The 19,595-nt window shown below is 68.5% G+C and carries 19 protein-coding genes and 1 riboswitch; of the genes, 3 read left to right on the top strand and 16 right to left on the bottom strand.

The window, feature by feature from the left end; translation table 11 throughout:
- Positions 1 to 265 precede the first annotated feature (265 nt).
- From AB0E63_RS39290 to AB0E63_RS39265, 6 genes are all read right to left on the bottom strand, one after another.
- Positions 266 to 1,444, bottom strand: a complete 1,179-nt coding sequence (locus AB0E63_RS39290; protein WP_360377772.1) for an NAD(P)/FAD-dependent oxidoreductase — start codon at positions 1,442 to 1,444, stop codon at positions 266 to 268.
- A gap of 33 nt (positions 1,445 to 1,477) precedes the next feature.
- The gene (locus AB0E63_RS39285; RefSeq protein ID WP_360377770.1) at positions 1,478 to 2,041 is read right to left on the bottom strand and encodes an OsmC family protein; all 564 of its coding nucleotides are present in this window, start codon (positions 2,039 to 2,041) and stop codon (positions 1,478 to 1,480) included.
- 97 nt (positions 2,042 to 2,138) lie between these two features.
- Complete coding sequence (locus AB0E63_RS39280; protein WP_360377767.1) at positions 2,139 to 3,236, bottom strand: alpha/beta fold hydrolase; 1,098 nt, start codon at positions 3,234 to 3,236, stop codon at positions 2,139 to 2,141.
- A gap of 49 nt (positions 3,237 to 3,285) precedes the next feature.
- Positions 3,286 to 4,029 carry an SDR family oxidoreductase gene (locus AB0E63_RS39275; RefSeq protein ID WP_360377765.1) on the bottom strand — a complete coding sequence of 248 codons (744 nt, stop codon included), beginning with the start codon at positions 4,027 to 4,029 and terminating at the stop codon, positions 3,286 to 3,288.
- Between the two features lie 31 nt (positions 4,030 to 4,060).
- Positions 4,061 to 5,128, bottom strand: coding sequence for a ribosome small subunit-dependent GTPase A (gene rsgA, locus AB0E63_RS39270; protein WP_360377763.1), 1,068 nt, complete (start codon positions 5,126 to 5,128; stop codon positions 4,061 to 4,063).
- Between the two features lie 152 nt (positions 5,129 to 5,280).
- Positions 5,281 to 6,543 (bottom strand): YhjD/YihY/BrkB family envelope integrity protein, encoded by a 1,263-nt coding sequence (locus AB0E63_RS39265; protein ID WP_360377761.1) that lies wholly within the window; start codon positions 6,541 to 6,543, stop codon positions 5,281 to 5,283.
- Positions 6,544 to 6,561: 18 nt separating this feature from the next.
- Between AB0E63_RS39265 and AB0E63_RS39260 the strand changes: the two genes are divergently transcribed.
- Both AB0E63_RS39260 and AB0E63_RS39255 read left to right on the top strand, forming a co-directional pair.
- Positions 6,562 to 8,190 carry an acyl-CoA dehydrogenase family protein gene (locus AB0E63_RS39260; RefSeq protein WP_360377758.1) on the top strand — a complete coding sequence of 543 codons (1,629 nt, stop codon included), beginning with the start codon at positions 6,562 to 6,564 and terminating at the stop codon, positions 8,188 to 8,190.
- A riboswitch (ZMP/ZTP riboswitch) is annotated at positions 8,190 to 8,269 on the top strand. Its footprint overlaps the gene before it by 1 nt.
- Before the next feature lie 28 nt (positions 8,270 to 8,297).
- Positions 8,298 to 9,746, top strand: a complete 1,449-nt coding sequence (locus AB0E63_RS39255) for a glycine hydroxymethyltransferase (protein ID WP_360377756.1) — start codon at positions 8,298 to 8,300, stop codon at positions 9,744 to 9,746.
- On the opposite strand, the gene AB0E63_RS39250 is transcribed toward AB0E63_RS39255, so the two are convergent.
- The 5 genes from AB0E63_RS39250 to AB0E63_RS39230 all read right to left on the bottom strand — a co-directional run bounded on the left by AB0E63_RS39250 (position 9,739) and on the right by AB0E63_RS39230 (position 14,639).
- A complete protein-coding gene (locus AB0E63_RS39250) occupies positions 9,739 to 9,951 on the bottom strand; it encodes a hypothetical protein (protein WP_360377753.1) in 213 nt (70 codons plus the stop codon). The genes AB0E63_RS39255 and AB0E63_RS39250 overlap by 8 nt on opposite strands.
- Positions 9,952 to 10,450: 499 nt before the next feature.
- Positions 10,451 to 12,565: an acetate--CoA ligase gene (acs, locus tag AB0E63_RS39245; protein ID WP_360377750.1), complete on the bottom strand. Its 2,115-nt coding sequence runs from the start codon at positions 12,563 to 12,565 to the stop codon at positions 10,451 to 10,453.
- 3 nt (positions 12,566 to 12,568) lie between these two features.
- Positions 12,569 to 12,877: a hypothetical protein gene (locus AB0E63_RS39240; RefSeq protein ID WP_360377748.1), complete on the bottom strand. Its 309-nt coding sequence runs from the start codon at positions 12,875 to 12,877 to the stop codon at positions 12,569 to 12,571.
- 53 nt (positions 12,878 to 12,930) lie between these two features.
- On the bottom strand, positions 12,931 to 13,734 hold the full coding sequence (locus AB0E63_RS39235; protein ID WP_360377745.1) for an ABC transporter permease subunit: 804 nt from the start codon (positions 13,732 to 13,734) through the stop codon (positions 12,931 to 12,933).
- A complete protein-coding gene (locus AB0E63_RS39230) occupies positions 13,731 to 14,639 on the bottom strand; it encodes an ABC transporter ATP-binding protein (protein WP_360377742.1) in 909 nt (302 codons plus the stop codon). Before AB0E63_RS39230 ends, AB0E63_RS39235 begins: the two co-directional genes overlap by 4 nt.
- 524 nt (positions 14,640 to 15,163) lie before the next feature.
- On the opposite strand from AB0E63_RS39230, the gene AB0E63_RS39225 reads away from it, so the two are divergent.
- A complete protein-coding gene (locus tag AB0E63_RS39225) occupies positions 15,164 to 15,643 on the top strand; it encodes a MarR family transcriptional regulator (RefSeq protein ID WP_360377739.1) in 480 nt (159 codons plus the stop codon).
- Here the strand turns inward: AB0E63_RS39225 and AB0E63_RS39220 are convergent.
- The 5 genes from AB0E63_RS39220 to AB0E63_RS39200 all read right to left on the bottom strand — a co-directional run bounded on the left by AB0E63_RS39220 (position 15,603) and on the right by AB0E63_RS39200 (position 19,542).
- Complete coding sequence (locus AB0E63_RS39220) at positions 15,603 to 16,862, bottom strand: amidase (RefSeq protein ID WP_360377736.1); 1,260 nt, start codon at positions 16,860 to 16,862, stop codon at positions 15,603 to 15,605. The genes AB0E63_RS39225 and AB0E63_RS39220 overlap by 41 nt on opposite strands.
- Before the next feature lie 9 nt (positions 16,863 to 16,871).
- The gene (locus tag AB0E63_RS39215) at positions 16,872 to 17,558 is read right to left on the bottom strand and encodes a glycoside hydrolase family 9 protein (protein WP_360377775.1); all 687 of its coding nucleotides are present in this window, start codon (positions 17,556 to 17,558) and stop codon (positions 16,872 to 16,874) included.
- Positions 17,528 to 18,724, bottom strand: coding sequence for a glycoside hydrolase family 9 protein (locus AB0E63_RS39210; protein WP_360377734.1), 1,197 nt, complete (start codon positions 18,722 to 18,724; stop codon positions 17,528 to 17,530). Before AB0E63_RS39210 ends, AB0E63_RS39215 begins: the two co-directional genes overlap by 31 nt.
- 84 nt (positions 18,725 to 18,808) lie before the next feature.
- Positions 18,809 to 19,324: a hypothetical protein gene (locus AB0E63_RS39205; protein ID WP_360377731.1), complete on the bottom strand. Its 516-nt coding sequence runs from the start codon at positions 19,322 to 19,324 to the stop codon at positions 18,809 to 18,811.
- Entirely contained in the window at positions 19,321 to 19,542 is a 222-nt protein-coding gene (locus AB0E63_RS39200) for a hypothetical protein (protein WP_360377729.1), read from the bottom strand. Before AB0E63_RS39200 ends, AB0E63_RS39205 begins: the two co-directional genes overlap by 4 nt.
- Between the last annotated feature and the right edge of the window lie 53 nt (positions 19,543 to 19,595).

Below are 19,595 nucleotides of genomic sequence, written 5' to 3'. Positions count from 1 at the left end.
TGTGCGGCTGCGCTTCGCTTGCCGCGAGCGGGGGCTCCGCCACCCGCACCCCCCTTGCGCCTTCGCTTCGCTCGGCTGCTGTGGTTGCTCGCCGCGTCAACGGTTCCAGCTGGGGCTGAGCGCCGCGTCGACGGTTCCGGCTGGGGCTGGCCGGTCCTGCACGGTTCCGGGCTGGGGTTGCCCATGGCTGCACAGCTCCCGGCTGGGGTTGTTCGCCGGGGCTGCACTCGTCCCGGCGAGTCGCCGCGCGGGCTTGGTTGGGCTTTCAGCAGGGGGTGTGGGCGGGGGTTGGGAGGGGCGGGAGTGCGGCCAGGGTATCGAGTTCGTCTGCCATTGCTGCGTTGAGCTGGAGGAGTAGGTCGGGGATCTCGGCGTCGGTCCAGCGGTGGCCGGCGATCACGTCCGTCACGTCGAAGAGGTCCGTCGAGAGTGTGTCGCGGGTCGTCTGGTAGGCGGACAACGCGTCGCGTTCGGGCGCACCGTCACGGACGACGGCCACAATCGCGCGGGCCAGGAGCTCGGCGTCGCGCAGCGCGTCCGTCAGGCCGTGCGCGCCCAGCGGGTCCTTGAAGTAGCCGGCATCGCCGACCAGGGCCCAGCCGTTGCCCCATGCGCGGCGCAGGTAACCGGGCCTGCCGGTGAAGGTCCGCAGTGCGAGCGGAGGTGCGGAGGCGGCGAGCCGGGCTGTGAGGTCGCCCGACGACTCGGCGACGATGCTGGTGAGCGGTTCCAGTCCACCCCGGCCGATCCGGCCTGGTGACGCGCTGGCGAACACACACGCCTGGCCGTCGTTGGTCGGGACGACGCCAGAGGCCGCGTCCGGCCTGAAGTTCCACTCGTAGCCGTCGGTCTCGAGCGCGGTCCAGTAGCCGTACGTGAGCGCGGCGACCGACTTCCCGACGCGCTCGTACGGCGCGTCGACGGCGTCGGCGACCGTCGACCTGATGCCATCGGCTCCCACGACGATGCGTGCCGCCGCCCGCAGCGTCGCGCCGTCACGGGCCCGGCCGGTGATGCCGGTGACGGCACCCTGACAGTCCCGCTCGACGCCGGTCACGGTGATGCCGAACCGCACCTCGGCGCCGGCCGCCGCGGCTGCGCCGACCAGGATTGGGTCCAGAACCGTGCGCCTCGGCGCGTACAGCGCCTCCACGCCGTACGACTCCTTGAGGATGAGCGGCACCAGGTCGTCCGCATACCGGAAAGTCGTACGCCGCACCGCCGGTGTGCCCGCTGCGATGATCTCGTCGAGCAATCCCCACCGGGTCAACTGCAGCACGGCGCCGCGCATCAGGGCGTGGGTCGACAGGGTGTCGGCGCCGTACCGGCTGCGATCGACCAGCAGGACCCGCAAGCCGTGCCGGGCCAGCAGGAAGGCCGTGGCGGCACCCGCCGCGCGAGCGCCGACGACCACGACGTCGTGGTCGAGTTCGATGCGGCTCACGTAATCTCCAGGTGGAGTGGACATGACGTGACGTCAGCCGGCGTCGACGTCGATGGACACCGGCACGCCGTTGGTGACGACGTCGAACACGGCTGACCGCAGGCGGGACTGCTCGACGACGGAGCGCAGTTTGTCCGGGTCGTCGCCCCGCAGGGTGAAGCTCACCCGGACTTGCTGGTAGCCGTTGCGGACGTCATCGGACAACCCGAGGATGCCGAGCAGGTCGATGTCGCCCACGACAGTCGAGGACACCTCGGTCAGGTTCACCCCGCGGGCTGCCGCGATGTTGGCGATGCCCGCGGTGAGACAGGCGGCCAGCGCGTGCAGGAGGTACTCGACCGGCGTCGGGCCGTTGTCGGACCCGACCAGGACGGGCGGGTGGTCCGCGTCGAACGTAAACGGCTCCCGGTGCATCAGCTCCTGCTTGGCGCCGTGGAATCCGTGGATCACCGATCGGTTGTGAGTACCGCTCAGCCAAGTGTTGGTGGCCTGGAAGCGGAACTTCGCGATGTCGGTGTCGCCCTTCACGGCGTCGAGCGTGCCGAACAGGGCCGCGGTGTCGACGCCGTTACGGATGGGTCTCTCGGTGATGGTCATGAGCCGACCGTAGGGACGCGGCGTCGTGGCCCGCATCGGTGCGTGCGCGCAACTTCAGGTGCTCATCCACCAGATGGTGGCGGTCTACGCGTACTCGTCAGGTGCGCGTCATCAGCCTGGCGACCGCCGCGGCGCGGGCCGACTTTCCCTGGACACCGAGCTTCGCGTACGTGTTGTGCAGGTGCCGCTCGACCGTGCGGATGCTCAGGCTGAGGGATCGGGCGATCTCCTCGTTGTCCTGCCCCTCTGCAGCGAGGCGGAGTACGTCGCACTCTCGCGGCGACAGTAGCGACGTCGCAGCAGGACCGACCGCCCGTGGCCCCGGCCGGCGGTCCGGCGCCAGGAATGCCGCTACCTCGTCGACGAAGACCTGCCAGGCCGGCTCGTCGCCGAGCACGATGTGATTCGAACTCTCCAGCACCACCAGCCTCGCACCCGCGATCGTCGAGGCGAGGTGCCGGCCCTCCTCGAAGCCGTTCATCCGGTCCCCCCGCGAATGCAGCACCAGAGTCGGGACGTCGAGTTGCGGCAGCAGTTCGATCGCGTCGTCGCGAAGGCGTTCTCGGCGGGCGGCGTAGGCGGTCTGCGCCGAGACCGACACGCGCTGCAGCTCATCCAGCCAGCGCATCTGCTCCTCGGTGGCGCCGGGGATCATCAGCGACGTGAACACCCGCCGGAACTCCGACTCGGGCCGGGCCCAACCGACCTTGATCAGCCGTTCGAACGTCTCGTTGAGCTCGAGGTCCTCAGGCGTCGGATCGCGGAACGTCGCTGCGTAGCTGCCGTAGAACATCAACCGGGACACCCGCTCGGGGTGGCGCACCGCATAGACGATCGAGGGCGGCCCGCCCTGTGCCATCGCCATCAGCGCGAACCTGTCGAGGCCGGCATGGTCGACGACCGCCTCGAGATCGGCGACCCGCGTCTCCAGCCGGAAATCATCGACGTCCCGGTCGGACAGCCCGTACCCGCGCTCGTCATACCGGATCACGGTCGCGATCTGGCCCAGATCGTCCAAGAAGTGCCGCCACACGGGGCTGTGCCAGTCGTGCTGCAGGTGGCTCAGCCAGCAGGTCGCGATCACCAGCGGGGGACCCGAACCGTGCCGCGCATAAGCGATCCGCACACCGTCGGCCGACGTGCAGAGCTTCAGCACCTGCGGTGGCGCCGCCGTCCCACGACCGGAGGCTGTCACGTTTCGATCGTACCCAGCGCCGAGGAGTCCGTCCGGTCTGCCGACTGACTTACATCCGGAGCTGGGAGCCGCCGTTGAAGTCGAGAACTGTGCCGGTGGCGAACTCGGCCTCCGGGGAGGCCAGGTAAAGGATGGCCGCCGCGACCTCGGAGGGGTCGGCGACGCGTTCGAGCGGGCTTTCCATGCGGCGGCGGTCGTAGCCGGCGCCATTGAGGTGCATGGCCGCCATGTCGGTCACGGTCCAGCCGGGAGCGATCGCGGTGACGGCGATTCTCTCGGGGCCTAGCGCACGCGCCAGGGACTGGGTGAAGGAGACGATCGCGGCCTTGGAGGCGCCGTACGCCGGCTGGTTGGGCTCACCGCGGAACGCACCACGGGACGAGACGTTGACGATGCGGCCGCCGCGTCCCATGTGCCGCACGGCGCACCACGTGACGTTCGACGGGCCGACCAGGTTCACGGCCAGCGTGTCCGCCCAGGCCTGCTGCCATTCGGCGTACGTCGTCTCGCGGATGCGGTGTGGGTGGTAGACGCCGGCGTTGTTCACCAGTACGTCGATCCCGCCGAGAGCGCTCGCCGCGTCGTCGACCATCGTCTGGATGGCTGCGGGATCAGCCAGGTCAGCCTGCACCATGAGGTGCCCCGAACCGGGCAGGTCCTTCAACACCACAGTCGCGGCGTCAGGCGAGGAGCTGTAGTGGACGGCTATCCGGTCACCGGCTGCGGCGAACGCCCGAGCGGTAGCCGCACCGATTCCCCTGGAGGCTCCTGTGACCAACACTGCGCGATCCATGGCCCCGATCCTTTCATCACCGCCGAGTCGATCACTGGCGAGGCTTGAAGTCGCGGCGGTAGGACTTGCTCGCGCGCACCCACTCCTTCTTCATCTCGGACCGGAGCCGCGCGTCAGTACGCCGAGCCATGTAAGCGGCCTCGCGCTGCAGCTTCACCCAGCTCTCATACCGCCGGTACGGCAGCAAGCCGTCTTCCAGCGCAGCCTGGACCGCGCACCCGGGCTCGGTGACGTGCACGCAGTCCTTGAACTTGCACTGCTCGGCCAGTGCCGTGACGTCCGGCAACGCGGCCGCCAGGCCCTCCCCTGACTCCTGCAGACCGACCCCCCGCAGCCCAGGCGTGTCGATGACGACCCCACCCTGCGGGAGGGCGATCAGCTCGCGGCGCACCGACGTATGGCGGCCCTTGCCGTCTTCACGGATGTCCTGCACGTCCAGCAGTTCCACGCCGGCCAGTGCGTTGACCAGCGACGACTTACCGGCGCCACTCGACCCCAGCAGAGCCATAGTCGCGTTGTCATCCAGCAGTGACCGCACAGAGTCCATCCCGAAGCCGGTCGTCGCACTGCACACCAGTACGTCGGCACCCGGCGCGGCGACCGCCACATCCTCGGCAATCGCCTCGGCGTCCCCGACGAGGTCGGACTTGGTCAGTACGACGACAGGACGCGCACCGCTCTCCCACGCCAGCGCGAGGAAGCGTTCGATCCGGCCGATGTTCGGCTCGGGCACCAGACCCACGACGATCGCGATCACGTCGACGTTGGCCGCGAGTACCTGGCCTCGTGACGACCCGCCGACCTCCGCGCGGACGATCGCCGTACGGCGTGGTGCGACGGACTCCAGTGTGATCCGGTCGTCCGGCCAGAACCGCAGTACGACCCAATCCCCGGTACACGGGCCGGCCTGCGGGTCACTCGCCATCGCGGCGAGCAGTGCACCGGACCAGGTCGCGCGGACCGGTCCGTCCTCGGTGAGTACCGTCGCCAGGCCCCTGTCGACCCGGGCGACGCGTCCCGGGACGAGGTCATCCGGAACGGACTGCAGGTACTCAGCCGTGGAGCCGTCGAGCCCGAGTGCCTGGAGTGTTGCTGACATGCGGCGAACCTTTCAGAGGGTCCGGCCGCGAGATCAGCTCAGCGGACGGACGGTGTGGGAGACAGCGGCCCGGTGGGCCCGTTGGTAGCTCACGGCGGGTGCCTCCCTTCCAGTCCGGCGGTCCTGATCGAGGACCGCTTGTCGCGATGCCGTCAGCGTAGGTCGTCGCTGTCGCTCTGCGCACCGGATTTTCCGACCGAGGCGGGCTTCCGCTCCGCGCCGGAGCCCGACGCGGGCTTCCGCTCCGCGCCGGAGCCCGACGCAGGCTTCCGCTCGGGGCGGGCTTCCGGGGTGGGCTTCCGCTCCGGGCCGGGCTCGGCTTTGCCGTCCGGCGAAGCGCCGATGATCTTCGCGGGGTCGGGCCCGAGCGCCTCGATCTTGCGGGCCGCCTCGGCCTCCGGCCGCTCGTCCTGCTCCACCGGGGTCAGCGTGTGCTCGTGGTGCCGCTCCGGCTCGGCCTTCATCACCGGCTCGACCTCGTCCTCGGCCGCCGCCTTGACCTCCGCCACCCGCACCTTGTGCGGCCACAGCCGGTCGACGACCGCGTTCAGCGCCGCCCCGATCAGTACGGCGATCGCCGTCATGTACAACCACATCAGTACGGCGATGGGCGCGGCCAGCGGACCGTAGATCGACGTCCCACCGACTGTGCTCTGCAGGATCCAGCGGAGCACGAAGCTGCCGAGGATCCAGATCGACAGCGCCAGGAACGACCCCGGCAGGTCTGACACCCACGGAGTCCGCACCGGCACCGACAGGTGGTACAGGGTGTTCAAGAAGCCCGCGGACAGGATCGTCACGACGGGCCAGTACAGCTGGTTCAGGAAGTCGAGCCGGTGCGGGAGCAGTGCGTCGACCGCGTCCGGGCCGGCCAGCACCAGCGGCAGCACGATCACACCGATGACGAGGGCCGCGCAGTACAGGCTGAAGGACAGCGCCCGGGTCCGGACGATGCCGCGCTTGCCGCCCATCCCGTACATGATCGTGATGGTGTCGACGAACACGTTCAGCGCGCGGCTGCCGGACCACAGCGCGAGCACGAAACCGATCGAGATGACGTCCGGCCGGCCGCCGTTCAGGACCTGGTTCAGGGTCGGCACGATCACGCTCTGGACCGAGTCGTCGGTCAGCGCCCGGGCCGCCAGCTGGGCGATCTGCTGCTTGATGTCGTCGATCGTCTCGACCTCGAAGTACCGGCTGGCGATATAGCCCAGACTTCCGGCCAGCCCGAAGATCAGTGGCGGCAGCGAGAGGATCGCGAAGAACGCCCCCTCGGCCGCGAGTCCGGTGACCCGGTAGCGCAGGCAGACACCGACGGTCTGGGTGAGCAGCTTCCAGATCGTCGCGGGGATCTTGCGGACCCATGCCAATGCGAGGGAGCTCCCACCCCTGGGTCCTGCCCCTGAACGTGCCATACCGCTTACCGTACTGACATGGCGGACCCATTCGCGGTAACGAACCAGGCTCCCCCACTGCAAGGGGTGAACTTCTTCACGCGCGACACGGCGCTCGGTGACGCTCTGCGCCCGTACGCCGGTCTGGCCGACGATCCCGGTCTGGCCCGGATCGGCGCGGTCGCGGGCTCCGAAGAGGCCCTCGCGCAGGCCCTCCCGGCCAACCAGCACCCACCGGTCCTGCGCACCCACGACCGCTACGGGAACCGGATCGACGAGGTCGAGTTCCACCCGTCCTGGCACTGGCTGATGGAGCGCGCGGTCGGGTTCGGGCTGCAGGCCGCGCCGTGGACGAGCGAGTCGCCGTCGCCGCACCTGACCCGGGCCGCCGGGTTCTACGTCTGGTCCCAGGTCGAGCCGGGGCATGGTTGCCCGATCTCGATGACGTACGCCGCGGTCCCCGCGCTCAGGGCGGACGAGCGGCTGGCGAAGGAGTGGATCCCGCAGCTCGCCTCGACGTCGTACGACGTACGCCGGTTGCCGGCCGCGGAGAAGTCCGGGGTCCTCGCGGGGATGGGGATGACCGAGAAGCAGGGTGGCTCGGACGTCCGGGCGAACCTGACCACCGCGACACCGGCCGGGGACGACGGTGAGTACCAGCTGAACGGGCACAAGTGGTTCTGCTCGGCGCCGCAGGTCGACCTCTTCCTGGTACTCGCGCAGGCGCCGGACGGGCTGAGTTGCTTCGTCGTGCCGCGGGTGCTTGCCGATGGCAACCGGAACACGTTCGCGCTGCAGCGGCTGAAGGACAAGCTCGGGAACCGCTCGAACGCGTCCAGCGAGGTCGAGTTCCACAACACCATCGGCTACCGCCTCGGCGACGAGGGCGCGGGTGTCCGCACCATCATCGAAATGGTCGCCGCAACCAGACTCGACTGTGTATTGGGCTCGGCGGCTCTCCAAAGACGCGCCCTGGTCGAGGCCCTCTGGCACACCCGCCACCGCTCGGCGTTCGGTGGGTTGCTCGCCGACAAGCCGGCGATGCGGAACGTCCTCGCGGACCTGGCGCTCGAGAGTGAGGCGGCGACCGCGCTGGGGATGCGTCTTGCTGCTGCTGTCGATGCCTCCCAGAACGGTGATGAACAAGCGGCCGCATTCCGGCGGATTGCGCTGCCGCTCGCGAAGTTCTGGGTTTGTAAGCGGACTCCGTTCATGGTGGCTGAGGCGTTGGAGTGTCTGGGTGGGAACGGGTTCGTGGAGGAGTCCGGGCTGCCTTTGCTGTTCCGGGAGTCGCCGTTGAACTCGATCTGGGAAGGCTCCGGCAACGTCAACGCTCTCGACGTACTGCGAGCCCTCAGGAGGCCTGAGTCGCTGGAGGCTTGGCTGCTCGAGGTGGGCGCGGCGCGGGGTGCCGATCAGCGCCTCGACGCGGCCGTGAACGACGTACTGCAAGCGCTTGCTGACGCAGCGGACGCCGAAGCAGGAGCCCGTCGGCTGGCGGCGCGGATGGCCCTGTGCCTGCAGGCGTCACTGCTCGTGCGGCACTCGACGCCCGAGGTCGCGGACGCGTTCGTCGCGTCGCGGCTGGCCAACGACTGGGGCGGTGTGTTCGGGACGCTCCCGCGGACGACACCGTTCCCGCTGATCATCGAGCGCGCGATAGGGTGACCGCGTCGCGACTGGCGCGCTGAGGTGGAGAACCACCGGGGAGCGAAAACCGTCGGCACCGTGCGCCTGGGTGCCTTCGACCCACTGCAACCGCAGGAGAGACAACGATGACTCAACCCTTCGATGCCGCCGCCGCATCGGCCGCGTACCGCAACGCGCTCGAGGTGATCGGCGCTGTGGAACCGACCATCGCCGGTGCGATCAAGGCCGAACTGGCCGACCAGCGATCCTCGCTGAAGCTGATCGCGAGCGAGAACTACGCCTCCCCCGCCACCTTGCTGACGATGGGCAACTGGCTCTCGGACAAGTACGCCGAGGGCACCATCGGGCACCGTTTCTACGCCGGCTGCCAGAACGTCGACACCGTCGAGCAGACCGCGGCCGACCACGCGACGGCTCTGTTCGGCGCGCCGCACGCCTACGTCCAGCCGCATTCCGGCATCGACGCGAACCTGGTCGCCTTCTGGGCGATCCTGGCCCAGCGGATCGAGTCCCCGGCGCTGGCCGAGGTCGGCGCCAAGCACGTCAACGACCTGTCCGACGAGGACTGGACCAAGCTCCGCAAGGCGCTCGGCGACCAGAAGATGCTCGGCATGTCGCTGGACGCCGGCGGTCACCTGACCCACGGCTTCCGGCCGAACATCTCCGGCAAGATGTTCAACCAGCACTCCTACGGCACCGACCCGGCCACCGGGCTGCTCGACTACGACGAGGTGGCGCGGAAGGCTCGCGAGTTCAAGCCGCTGATCCTGATCGCCGGCTACTCGGCGTACCCGCGGAGGATCAACTTCGCGAAGATGCGCGAGATCGCCGACGAGGTCGGTGCGACGCTGATGGTCGACATGGCCCACTTCGCCGGTCTGGTCGCGGGCAAGGTTTTCACCGGCGACTTCGACCCGATCCCGCACGCGCACGTCACCACGACCACCACGCACAAGTCGCTGCGTGGTCCCCGCGGCGGCATGGTGCTCTGCCAGCCCGAGTACGCCGACTCCGTCGACCGTGGTTGCCCGATGGTGCTGGGCGGCCCGCTCGGCCAGACGATGGCCGCGAAGGCGGTCGCGCTGGCCGAGGCCCGGCAGCCTTCGTTCCAGGTGTACGCGCAGGCGGTGGCTGACAACGCGGTCACGCTGGCCGAGGGCCTGATGAAGCGGGGCGTGAAGCTGGTGACGGACGGTACGGAGAACCACCTGGTCCTGCTCGACGTCTCGTCGTACGGCATCACCGGGCGCCAGGCCGAGTCCGCGCTGCTCGACGCCGGCATCGTGACCAACCGGAACGCCGTACCGCGCGACCCGAACGGCGCCTGGTACACCTCGGGCGTCCGGATCGGCACACCGGCGCTGACCACGCGCGGCTTCGGCGCCGACGAGTTCGACCGGGTCGCCGAGCTGATCGTCGACGTGCTCTCCTCGACCACGCCGACGACGACGTCCGCCGGTGCGCCGTCCAAGGCGAAGTACGTGCTCGCCGACGGCGTCGCGGACAAGACCCGGGCGGCCTCGGCCGAGATGCTCGACAAGCACCCGCTGTACCCGGGCCTCGAGCTCAGCTGAGTTCCACGGCGCCCGCTCCCACGCTCGTGGGAGCGGGCGTTTTCCGTTGCGGCATCAGTACGGCGCCCAGCACCGCGCCGGCGACCGCGACCGCTGCCGAGACCCACACGGTCGTGTTCAGGCTGATCATGGACGCGTCCCGAACATCGGCCAGCCCGGTGAGCCAGACGTGGTTGCGACCGAATCCGGCAATGGCGGTATCCACTTAGTGGCTCGGTGTTCAGCCAGTCCTCCGGCAAGCCGCGTTCCGCTGCCATCTCGCGCGCCCCGTCCACAGCGACCCCGTCGCGCGTGACGGGGTCGATGTCCTGGGTGCGGCGCGGGTCGCCGCCCGAGGTGACCGCGATCGCAGCCCCTCCGACGATGAAGACCGACGCGGAGACGCCGCGCCTGTTCAGCCGAAGGTCAAGCTCAGCAAGGAGGTCGATGATCTCGCCGGCTGTGAACTCGAAGCGTGGCTCGTTCATGCGGTGATCAGTCGCCGTCCCGAACACTACGTTCATCACACCGCCGCTGTCACAGGCCGGACTCACACCAGCGCACGCCCAACAGGCCGGCTATGACGTCCTGTACGCCGCGCAGCCAGCACGAAGTCACCATCCGAGCCGAAATCTCCCGCCTACGTTGCGTCGCCGGCGCCCTCGTCTCCACACACCCCTACCGCGTCGCCGAAGGCGTCGACCTCCAGGTCGTGGGGGCGAGTCTCATTCAGAGCGGCCGAATGCCTTGACCTCTGCAGCTTCCTCTGGCGTCAGCTCGCGAGGCACCTCGCCTTGCTCCAGCTTCTGGCTCTGCACCCGATGCCGGATGTGATCCACGATCTCGGGGTTTGCGAGCGTGGACACGTCTCCGACGTCGGTGAAGTTCGAGATCCCGGCGATCACTCGCCGCATGATCTTCCCCGAACGCGTCTTCGGCATGTCGCTGACGATCCAGATGTTCTTGGGCCTGGCGATCTTGCCGATCTCGCGGACGATCGCATCGGACACTTTGTTCTCGATGTCCTTGCTCGGCTCGAATCCCGGCTTGAGCGCGACGTACATCTCGACCGCTCGGCCGCGGACCTCATCGATCACGGGTACGGCGGCGGCCTCGGCGATCTCGGTCACGGTCAGGCACGCCGATTCGAGCTCCTTCGTGCCCAGCCTGTGCCCGGCCACGTTGATCACATCGTCGACCCGGCCGAGGATACGGAAGTACCCGTCGGCTGCCTGTACGGCGCCGTCGCCGGCGAAATACGGCCAGTCACGCCAGTCCTTGCTCTCGGGATCGCGGCAATACTTCTGGTAGTAGATCTCTACGAACCGTTCGGGCTGGCCCCAGATGGTCTGGAAGATCCCCGGCCACGGGTTGTGGATGCAGATGTTGCCGGCCCGGTCACTGCCCGCCTCGACCTCGTTGCCGTCCTCGTCGTAGATCACCGGATAGATACCGAGCACGCCGGGCCCACAGCTGCCAGGCTTCATCGGCTGCAGCGCGGGCAGAGTGCTCCCGAGGAATCCCCCGTTCTCGGTCTGCCACCACGTGTCGACGATCACCGCCTCCCCCTTGCCCGCGACCTCGTAGTACCAGCGCCACACCTCGGGCTCGATCGGCTCCCCCACCGTGGTCATGTGCTTGAGGTGGTAGTCGTACTTGCCCGGTTCGTCCGGCCCGAGCTTGCGCAGCATCCGGATCGTGGTCGGAGCGGTGTGCAAGATGTTCACGCCGAGCCGCTCGGCGATCCGCCACACCCGACCGGCGTCCGGGTACGTCGGAACTCCCTCGTACATCACGCTCGTCGTCCCGAGCGCCAACGGACCGTAGACGATGTACGAATGCCCCGTGATCCAGCCGATGTCCGCCGCACACCAGTAGGTGTCCTCGGGATGGATGTCCTGGTAGTACTTCGACGTACCGGCAACGTAGGCCAGATAGCCGCCCGTCGAATGCTGGCATCCCTTCGGGCGCCCGGTCGTACCGCTCGTGTACATCAGGAAGAGCGGAGCCTCGGCAGGCATCGAGACCGGGTCGACCACCGCGCCGCTGAATTCGCCCAACAGCTCGTCGACGAAGAAGTCACGGCCGGCGACCATCGGGGTCTGTGACGCATACTCGCCGGGGTGGCGCCTCCAGACCAGGACCTTGTCCACCTCGTGGCCGAGTTCGTGGGCGGCCGCGACCGCCTCGTCGGCCTTCACCTTGTGATCGACCAATTCGCCATTGCGGTAGTAGCCGTCCATCGTGACCAGGATGTTGCTCCCGGAATCGGCGACGCGGCCGCCGCACGCCGTACCGCTGAAGCCGCCGAACACCTCGGAGTGGATGACGCCGAGCCGGGCGCAAGCCAGCATGGACACCGGTAGCTCCGGAACCATCGGCAGGTGGAAGGTCACCCGGTCACCGGTCCGCACGCCGCAGAAGTCGCGCAACAACGCGGCGAACTCGTTGATTCTCCGGTACAGCTCCTGGTAGGTGATCGCCTTCGTTTCCTCGGATTCCGGTTCGGGAACCCAGATGATGGCCGCCTTGTTGCGGCTGGTCGTCAAGTGCCGGTCGACGCAGTTGTAGCACGCGTTCAGGCGGCCACCGACGAACCACCTCCAGAACGGCGGATTGCCGGTGTCCAGCGTGGTCTGCCAATAGGAGTCCCAGGAGAGCAGATCGGCGTACTCCTTGAAACAGTCCGGGAAGTGCTGTTCGCCGAACCGCTCGATGATGTCCGGGTCGGCCGCGTTCGCCTGGCCGATGAACCTGGCCGGCGGGTGGTAGTACTCCTCCTCCCGCCAGTGAACGGCGATCTGTGCCTCGGACACCTGATCGTCTGGTCGTGCGGTCATTGCTCACCTCCGATGGAAGATGGCCTGGTCGTCGTCCAGCAACTGGGCGCACACGCCGAATTCATGCAACCTCGCGGCGGCCTCAGCCTGGTGGCTGAACGCCACGGCATCTCCCCGGGCGATCGACTCCCAGCAGATCCGATCGGCAAGCGCGATCGCGCGAGTTGTCACTGAGCTCAACCAGGTCGGTGGCAGTGTTTCCGCCTCGCGGCGCAGCGCAAAGACGTCCTGCGCGGAGCCCTCGTCCGTGGCCACCGATCGCAGCTGCGCCAGGAGCAGCGACAACTCACCGGCAACGTACTGCTGAGTCATCACCATCGCCACCCACCAAAACCCGTAACACTTCAGCGTATCCCCGCCCGGACTCAGCGGGTCAGGTCGCGGTGGGTGAACTGCGCGACAGCTGCCAGCAGGGCGATCAGCGAGATGGCCGCGAGGACCAGAAGGTCGCCTCCGGGCGCGGTACCGGCGAGGAGGTCGATGGGCCGGAAGTAGTGGAACGGCGAGGCGAATCGCAGGCCGCTGATGCTGTCGATGAGCAGGGCGATGAAGTTCATGAAGAACCCGGCGACGACGATGCCGACAGTGATCCCGATTGCGCGTCCGCGCAGGCTCGTCGAGGCCGACACGAGTATGCCGAGCATGGCGACGCCCACGAACAGCAACCACGAGCCGGTGAAGGCGCGGATCACAGCGGCGATCGGCACCTCCGCCACCTCGCCGATCGTCTGCCGGGCGATCAGTACGCCGGCCAGACCTCCCACCTCGGCAGCCGTCACCGCCACGACCGAGGCCAAGGCCTTGGCGAGCAGGAACCGCACACGACCAACCGGCCGGGTGAGCACGAGATCGATGGTGCCGCGTTCGACCTCCGTGGCCACAGATCCCGCGGCAACCAGCAGGGCTGACGAGGTGAGCAGCGAGAGCATGACGGGGTGGGTCATGCCGGCGCTCAGCCACCCGTCGGCGTGGAAGAAGTCGGCAGAGCCTCCGAGGAACGCTGTCATCGCCTTGGGCGGCGATTGGAAGAACGGTACGTTCGGCGCCCCCTTGGTGAACGACGACGAGGCGAACAACACCAGGTAGAAGAAGGCGCCCACGCCGAGGCTCAGGATGCCGAGAATACCGCGCACCTGCCGCAACGACTGCCGGAGCACGACGAGGCTCATCGTGTTCGCCCTTCGCCGGGCTCTCCATAGATCTCGAAGAACGTTTCGGCGAGATGCTCCGGCTCGCAGACGAACTCCTGCACCGCGAGCGTTCCGAGCCGTCGCATCAGCGGCTCCATGTCGCCGCGGAACTCGAACCGGTGAAGCAAGCCGTCGCTCGCCAACCCCGAGATTCCAGCGATCGCGAGTTCACCGGCACCGAGCGGGTGCTTCAGCACCAGGGTGCAGTGGTGCACCCGCTCACCGGTGAGATCCGCGGTCGCCCCGGTCGCCACGATCCGGCCGGCCTTGACCACCGCGACCCGCTCCGTCGTCTGCTCCACCTCGGACAAGATGTGCGAGGACAGGAAGACGGTGCCGCCCGCCGCGCGATGCTCGGCGAGCAGCCCGACGAACCGCTCCTTCATGACGGGATCGAGGCCCTCGGTCGGCTCGTCGAGCACCAGTACGTGTGGCGCGTGCTGGAACGCCTGCACCAGGCCGATCTTCTGCCGCATGCCCCGTGAGTACAGCCTGACCTGGCGGCGCAGTTCGGCCTGCGCCAGTTCCAGCCGGTCGCACAGTTCCTGCCGGCGTACCGGCGGCCGCCGTTGCAACGCGCCTAGGTACTCGAGGCACTCGGCACCGGTCATCTGCGGCCACAGGCCGAACTCACCTGGCAGATGCCCGACATCTGCCAGCGCCGCCCCGAGATCGGTCGCCACGTCATGTCCGAGAACGCGGATCGTCCCGGCCGTCGGACGAACCAGGCCGAGGATGCTTCTGATCGTCGTCGTCTTGCCCGCCCCGTTCGGACCGACGTACCCGAACGCCTCACCCGCTGCCACCGACAGCGACACACCGTCCACCGCCAGCTTGCCGCTGTACCGCTTGACAAGCCCTGTCACCTCGATCACGACACCCACCGGCCGACCTCCGTCTGCGCCGACTTCAACCAGCCCGAGCGCCCACGACCGTTCAGAACACCCCCGCACCCATTGTGCGCGCCCCAGTACCGAGACCTCCCGCGCCCTACGGGTACCAAGGATCGGCACCCCGCTGCCCGGACGAACTCGAGCGACGCGATCCCACAGGCCTTCAAGCCTGGCTCGGCGCAGCCGCCAGCGCCCCGGCAGCTTCCTCACCGGCCGGTGACGTCAGAGGTAGTTGCTGGCAGCAACTGCTGGTTGCCGCATCCCGTATTGACGCCGCTGACGACAAGTCAGGCGGAACGCCTGGTGCGGCTGGCTGAGGAAGCAGTCGCGGCACGCGGCTTCGCTATGAGGTACGACGGTGTGGGCGCACTGGTGCCAGTCGGAAGGGATGGCGTTCCCGTGCGCGACGGCTTGACCCAGGGCCCGGCGAATCTCGCCCGTGCTGTCGCCGAGCAACTCAAATTATCAGTAGTTTGTGATAGTTGCGATACATCAGATTACTGTACTCTTCAACCATGAGTCGGGAGCCCAGTCCGGAAGAGATCAGCCAGTTCGTCGAGCGCTTCGCCGGGGTGCTCGCGAACAGCGGCGTCCCGACGATGTCCGCCCGGGTAATGGGCCGGATGCTGGTCAGCCCGACCGGCACGATGACCGCGGCCGAGCTGGCCGAGTCGCTGAAGATCAGCCAACCCGCCGTCTCCGGTGCGGTCCGTCAGCTGCTGCAGGTGTCGTTCATCTCGCGCGAGCGGTTGCCCGGTTCACGCAAGGATCACTACCGGATCCGCGACGATGTCTTCGCCGCGATCCTCGAACGCCGCAACGACGCCCTCGGCGAGTGGGAGTCCAGCAGCCGCGCCGGCGTCGCGCTCTTCGGTCCCGACTCCCCCGTCGGCCGGCGGCTCACCGATGCCGCCGACTTCTTCGCCTTCATCAAGACCGACCTCGACCAGATGATCAAGAACTGGCGCGCGGAGCACCCGCGGACTGACGGATGAGCTCTGGCTGCGGCAGGGCAACCTGGATCCGCCGCGCCACCGCCAGGGCAACGTCGTCCGCACCGTGCGGCGCGACAACCTGAACACCCACCGGCAGTCCGTCCGCCAGACCCGCCGGCACGCTCACCGCGGGATGCCCAGTCACGTTGAAGACCCAGCACGGGTCGCCCGTGACGATGCTCTCCTCGTGCTGATCGTAGCCATGGGCAACAGTCAGCGTGGTCGGGGTGACGAGCGCGTCCACCTCCGCGAACAGGTCCGCGAGCGCGGTGTTGTTGTGATCCCGCACCTCCCGCGCGCGATTCGCCGCGGCCGCCTCAGCGCCCCGTCCGGCATCCAGCCCCGACAGCACCGACCACGCATCCTCGGTAGGCAGCAACTCGAGCGGTACGTCGACCACCACGACGTCAGCCCGAGCCAGTCGCTCGCGGATCACCCGGTCAACCGCCAGGTCGGCCGGCTCAATGCCAAGGGTGGACCGATAAGCAACCCGCACCCCGCCGCCTCCACCGGGCCAGCTCGCGACGGACGGGACGGGCCAGTGCGGGAGCGCTGTCGGATCCAGCCGGTGGGGACCGCTCGCGATGCTCGTCGCCAGGATCACGTCGTCGAGGTCGGCCCCGATGAAGCCCGCCGTGGTGAGTCCGCCAAGAGGCCGACCACCCGGCCGCGGGATGCGCCCGTACGTGCCCTTGAACCCGACCACCCCACAGAACGCAGCCGGGATCCGCAACGACCCTCCACTGTCCCCACCACTCGCCAGCGGTACGACGCCCGCCGCAACAGCCGCGGCTCCACCAGCCGTCGATCCACCGGGCGACCGCGACAAATCCCAAGGATTGCGGGTGTAGTCCCGCCCGTTCCACCCGAAGGTCTGCGAGATCGCCCCCGGTCGAGCCCGAGTCGACCGACCGATCGCAATCGCACCGGCCGCGAGCAGCCGCTCGACGATCGGCGAGTCCGGCGGCGTCCGCCCCTTGATCAGGAACGGCACCCCGGCAAGCAGACCAGTCGGCTCCAACCGCTCGGCGGCGGCCCGTGCACCGGCACCATCCAACTCCTCGAGGAAATGCAAGACCGGGTCGAGGCGCTCGGCGGCATCGAGCGCCTCTTCGACGACCTCGAGAGCAGTCCGGACCCCCGACCGCACCTCCGCCGCGATCGAAACCGCAGTCGCTCGGCGACCAGCGCGGACGTTCTCCCGGTCGGGCTGAAGCACCGGGTGAGTTTAGCGAGTGAGGGCGTACACGGCGATCGCGGCGAAGTCGTCTGCGGGTTCGGAGGCTTGCCAGGAGCGGACGTCGTCGACGTACCGGGATCCGTGGCCGGTGAACTCGGCGTACCGGTCGACACCGTCGGCGGGACAGGGGTTCATACCGTCGAGGTGGTCGCCGAGGCCCTCTTCGAAGAGCTCCTCGGAGTTCGGCCCGTTGACGACCGCGCCGGTGAGCTCGCGGCCGAGGATGTTCGCGATCTGGTGATGCGGACAGCGCTCGGCGTTCTGCCCGACGCCGACCATGAACGACACACCCCACGCGTTCGCGCCGAAGTTCCAGGCGAGTTGCTGGTTGCCGAAGTCGTCGTACCGCCGGTCGCCGGTCACCTTCCGGTACAGCCGCGCGGTCGCGGCCAGGCCGAACGCATGCGGTACGGCGTCGAAGTTGTCGTACTGCGCTCCCGCCCGGAACGGATCCGCCGACGCCCGGTCCACGCCGATCTGCAACTGCGCCTGAAGATCCCCGACCAGCCGGCGAACCAACGGCCGGTCCGACCGAGCCGCCTTGATCAGATCCGCATGCGCCAGTGCGCTCACGTCGTACAGGTTGAGCGTGTCGCCGCCCGCCTCGTGCTCGATGTATTGCGTGGCCCAGTAGCCGGCCTGCTTCAGCCAGGCTCCGGCCCGTGGATCGCCCAGCCGGCGCGCGGCGAGGGCGAGTTCGGTCGCGCCGAGCTCGAGATCGTCACGCCAGCCGTCTCCGGATAGAAGGCGAACGGCAACGACGTGACCAGCTGCCCGACGTTCGTGGTCTGCGCCTGCGCGTAGATCTGCGCGGCCGTGTCGAGGTGCCGCCGGGCGGTCGCCGGATTCTTCTCGACCTGGGCGGCGAGCGCGAAGGCCGCCGCCGTCCGACCGGCCAGGTTGGGGCTGATCGGCTTGCCGGGCGCGGCCGCCCGGAAGACCGGCCGGTTCCGCAGGAAGCGTTCGGACGGGTCGGCCAGGTGATCGTCGACCTCGGGCAACCGCCACACGTCGTGGTCGCCGACGAACGTCTCCTCGACGTTGCCGGTGCCGACACCCACCTGGATGTAGAGCGTCTTCGTCCGTGAGTCCCACATCTTGTCCAGCCAGTCCAACCCGTGCCGAGCCTCCGCCAGCACCTGCTGATCCGGCCGGCGCGCGTCCCGGGCCGATGCCCACAGCAACGACTCCGAGTACGCCGCGATGTGGGTGAACTTCAGGTAGTCCCCTGCGTCGTACCAGCCACCCTCGACATCCACCGGACCACCGATCCGGCGTAGCTCACCGACGGTCTGATCACTGTCCGGGTCGACGAACACCGGCGTGTCGTACACCTGCGCGACCCGGTCGTTGAGGTGCGCCGGCTGCCGCCCGAGCGACCCGGGGACGACGTTCGCCCCGTCCCGCTGCTCGGTGAAGAACGTGACGGCCTTGTCCTTGGCTCCGGTCAGCAGCCGGTTCGCATCGGCACGGATCTCGAACGCCGACGATGCAACGCCGGGCACCTCGATCCGATACTTCCCTGGCACCTTCAGCGCCGACAGATCGAGCTGATAGACGTGCTGGTACGTCGCATTCCACTCCCCCACGTCACCGCCGACCCGCCCGCTCAGCACGCGATTCCCGTACCGGTCGACCACCTGATACCGAGCACCCGTCGCGGCATCCCGTGTCATCACGTACGCCGCTTTACCGTCGAAGGCGCCGTACCCGAGCTGATTCACCCGCACCACACCACCGGACCCAGCTGCGGCAGTGCTCACCGCACCCACACCACTCACCGGACCCACCACCAGACCCGCGGCCACGACCATCGATCCGACCCGACGCAAGGACCCCACGATTGTCTCCCTCCCGCCAATCGTTAGGAAAGTTTCCTATTGTTTGGACGCAAAGTAGCGCACGCCACCACCGGAGTACAGAGCTCAGCCGCGGAGGCGGGAGGCGGACCACACCATCAGCGCGGCGAACGTCGTCCCCAGTAGCGCACAGGCGACCGACACACTCGTGAGCGAGATCAACGCACCGAAGGCAGTCATCGCCACCGGCATCAGGGCCTCGTCCGACAGGCTCACGATGCTCGAGGTGCGGCCGAGGTACGCCGGCTCGATGGTCTGCTGGAAGGCGCCGGACAGCAGCGCCGACGCGAGACCGGCGGTGAACCCGATCATCCCCATCGCGACGAACACGACCGGTCGTGGAACCGAGCCGACCATGACGCAGCCGGCCGCCTGGGCGATGAGCACCAGCAGCCCGGCCCGAGCCGGCCGATGCGGCTTCCAGCGCATCGCCGTCACCGCACCGGCCGCCGCACAGATCCCGGAGCAGGCCTGGAACCAACCCAGCGCGGCCGATCCCCAGCCAGCCAGGTGAGTGCGCTGGACGAGGCCCACGGCCAGGACCGGTCCGACACAGAGGTTCAACCCGAAGAACGCGATCACCAGCGTTCGGGCGACCTATCGCGGCGGAGGGACCCGAACCCTGCGGACAAGTCGCGGCGGATCGAGTGCCCACTCGGCGCCAGCCGCGGGAACCTGGGCCGTACGACGAAGGTCAGCGCCAGCGCGATGACTCCGAACGACACCGCGTCGGCAACCATCACGGTCACCAGGCCGCCCTGCGCGACCAGCAGACCGCCCAGCGGCGCACCGACGAACACGGCCGGCCGGTTGGCCGGCCTCCGAGATCGCTTCCGACAGGATTCAGGCGTGC

Origin of the sequence: Kribbella sp. NPDC026596 (assembly GCF_040638415.1) — a bacterium.
GTDB lineage: Bacteria > Actinomycetota > Actinomycetes > Propionibacteriales > Kribbellaceae > Kribbella.
Note: the sequence above shows the minus strand (reverse complement) of the source record. Positions and strands in the feature narration are given on the sequence as shown.

Coding starts and splice junctions, on each gene's coding strand:
- AB0E63_RS39235 (WP_360377745.1), bottom strand. CDS start 13,734: ATGAGCCTCGTCGTGCTCCGGCAGTCGTTGCGGCAGGTGCGCGGTATT.
- rsgA (WP_360377763.1), bottom strand. CDS start 5,128: ATGTCAGCAACACTCCAGGCACTCGGGCTCGACGGCTCCACGGCTGAG.
- AB0E63_RS39240 (WP_360377748.1), bottom strand. CDS start 12,877: ATGACTCAGCAGTACGTTGCCGGTGAGTTGTCGCTGCTCCTGGCGCAG.
- AB0E63_RS39255 (WP_360377756.1), top strand. CDS start 8,298: ATGACTCAACCCTTCGATGCCGCCGCCGCATCGGCCGCGTACCGCAAC.
- AB0E63_RS39285 (WP_360377770.1), bottom strand. CDS start 2,041: ATGACCATCACCGAGAGACCCATCCGTAACGGCGTCGACACCGCGGCC.
- AB0E63_RS39265 (WP_360377761.1), bottom strand. CDS start 6,543: ATGGCACGTTCAGGGGCAGGACCCAGGGGTGGGAGCTCCCTCGCATTG.
- AB0E63_RS39260 (WP_360377758.1), top strand. CDS start 6,562: ATGGCGGACCCATTCGCGGTAACGAACCAGGCTCCCCCACTGCAAGGG.
- AB0E63_RS39275 (WP_360377765.1), bottom strand. CDS start 4,029: ATGGATCGCGCAGTGTTGGTCACAGGAGCCTCCAGGGGAATCGGTGCG.
- AB0E63_RS39225 (WP_360377739.1), top strand. CDS start 15,164: ATGAGTCGGGAGCCCAGTCCGGAAGAGATCAGCCAGTTCGTCGAGCGC.
- acs (WP_360377750.1), bottom strand. CDS start 12,565: ATGACCGCACGACCAGACGATCAGGTGTCCGAGGCACAGATCGCCGTT.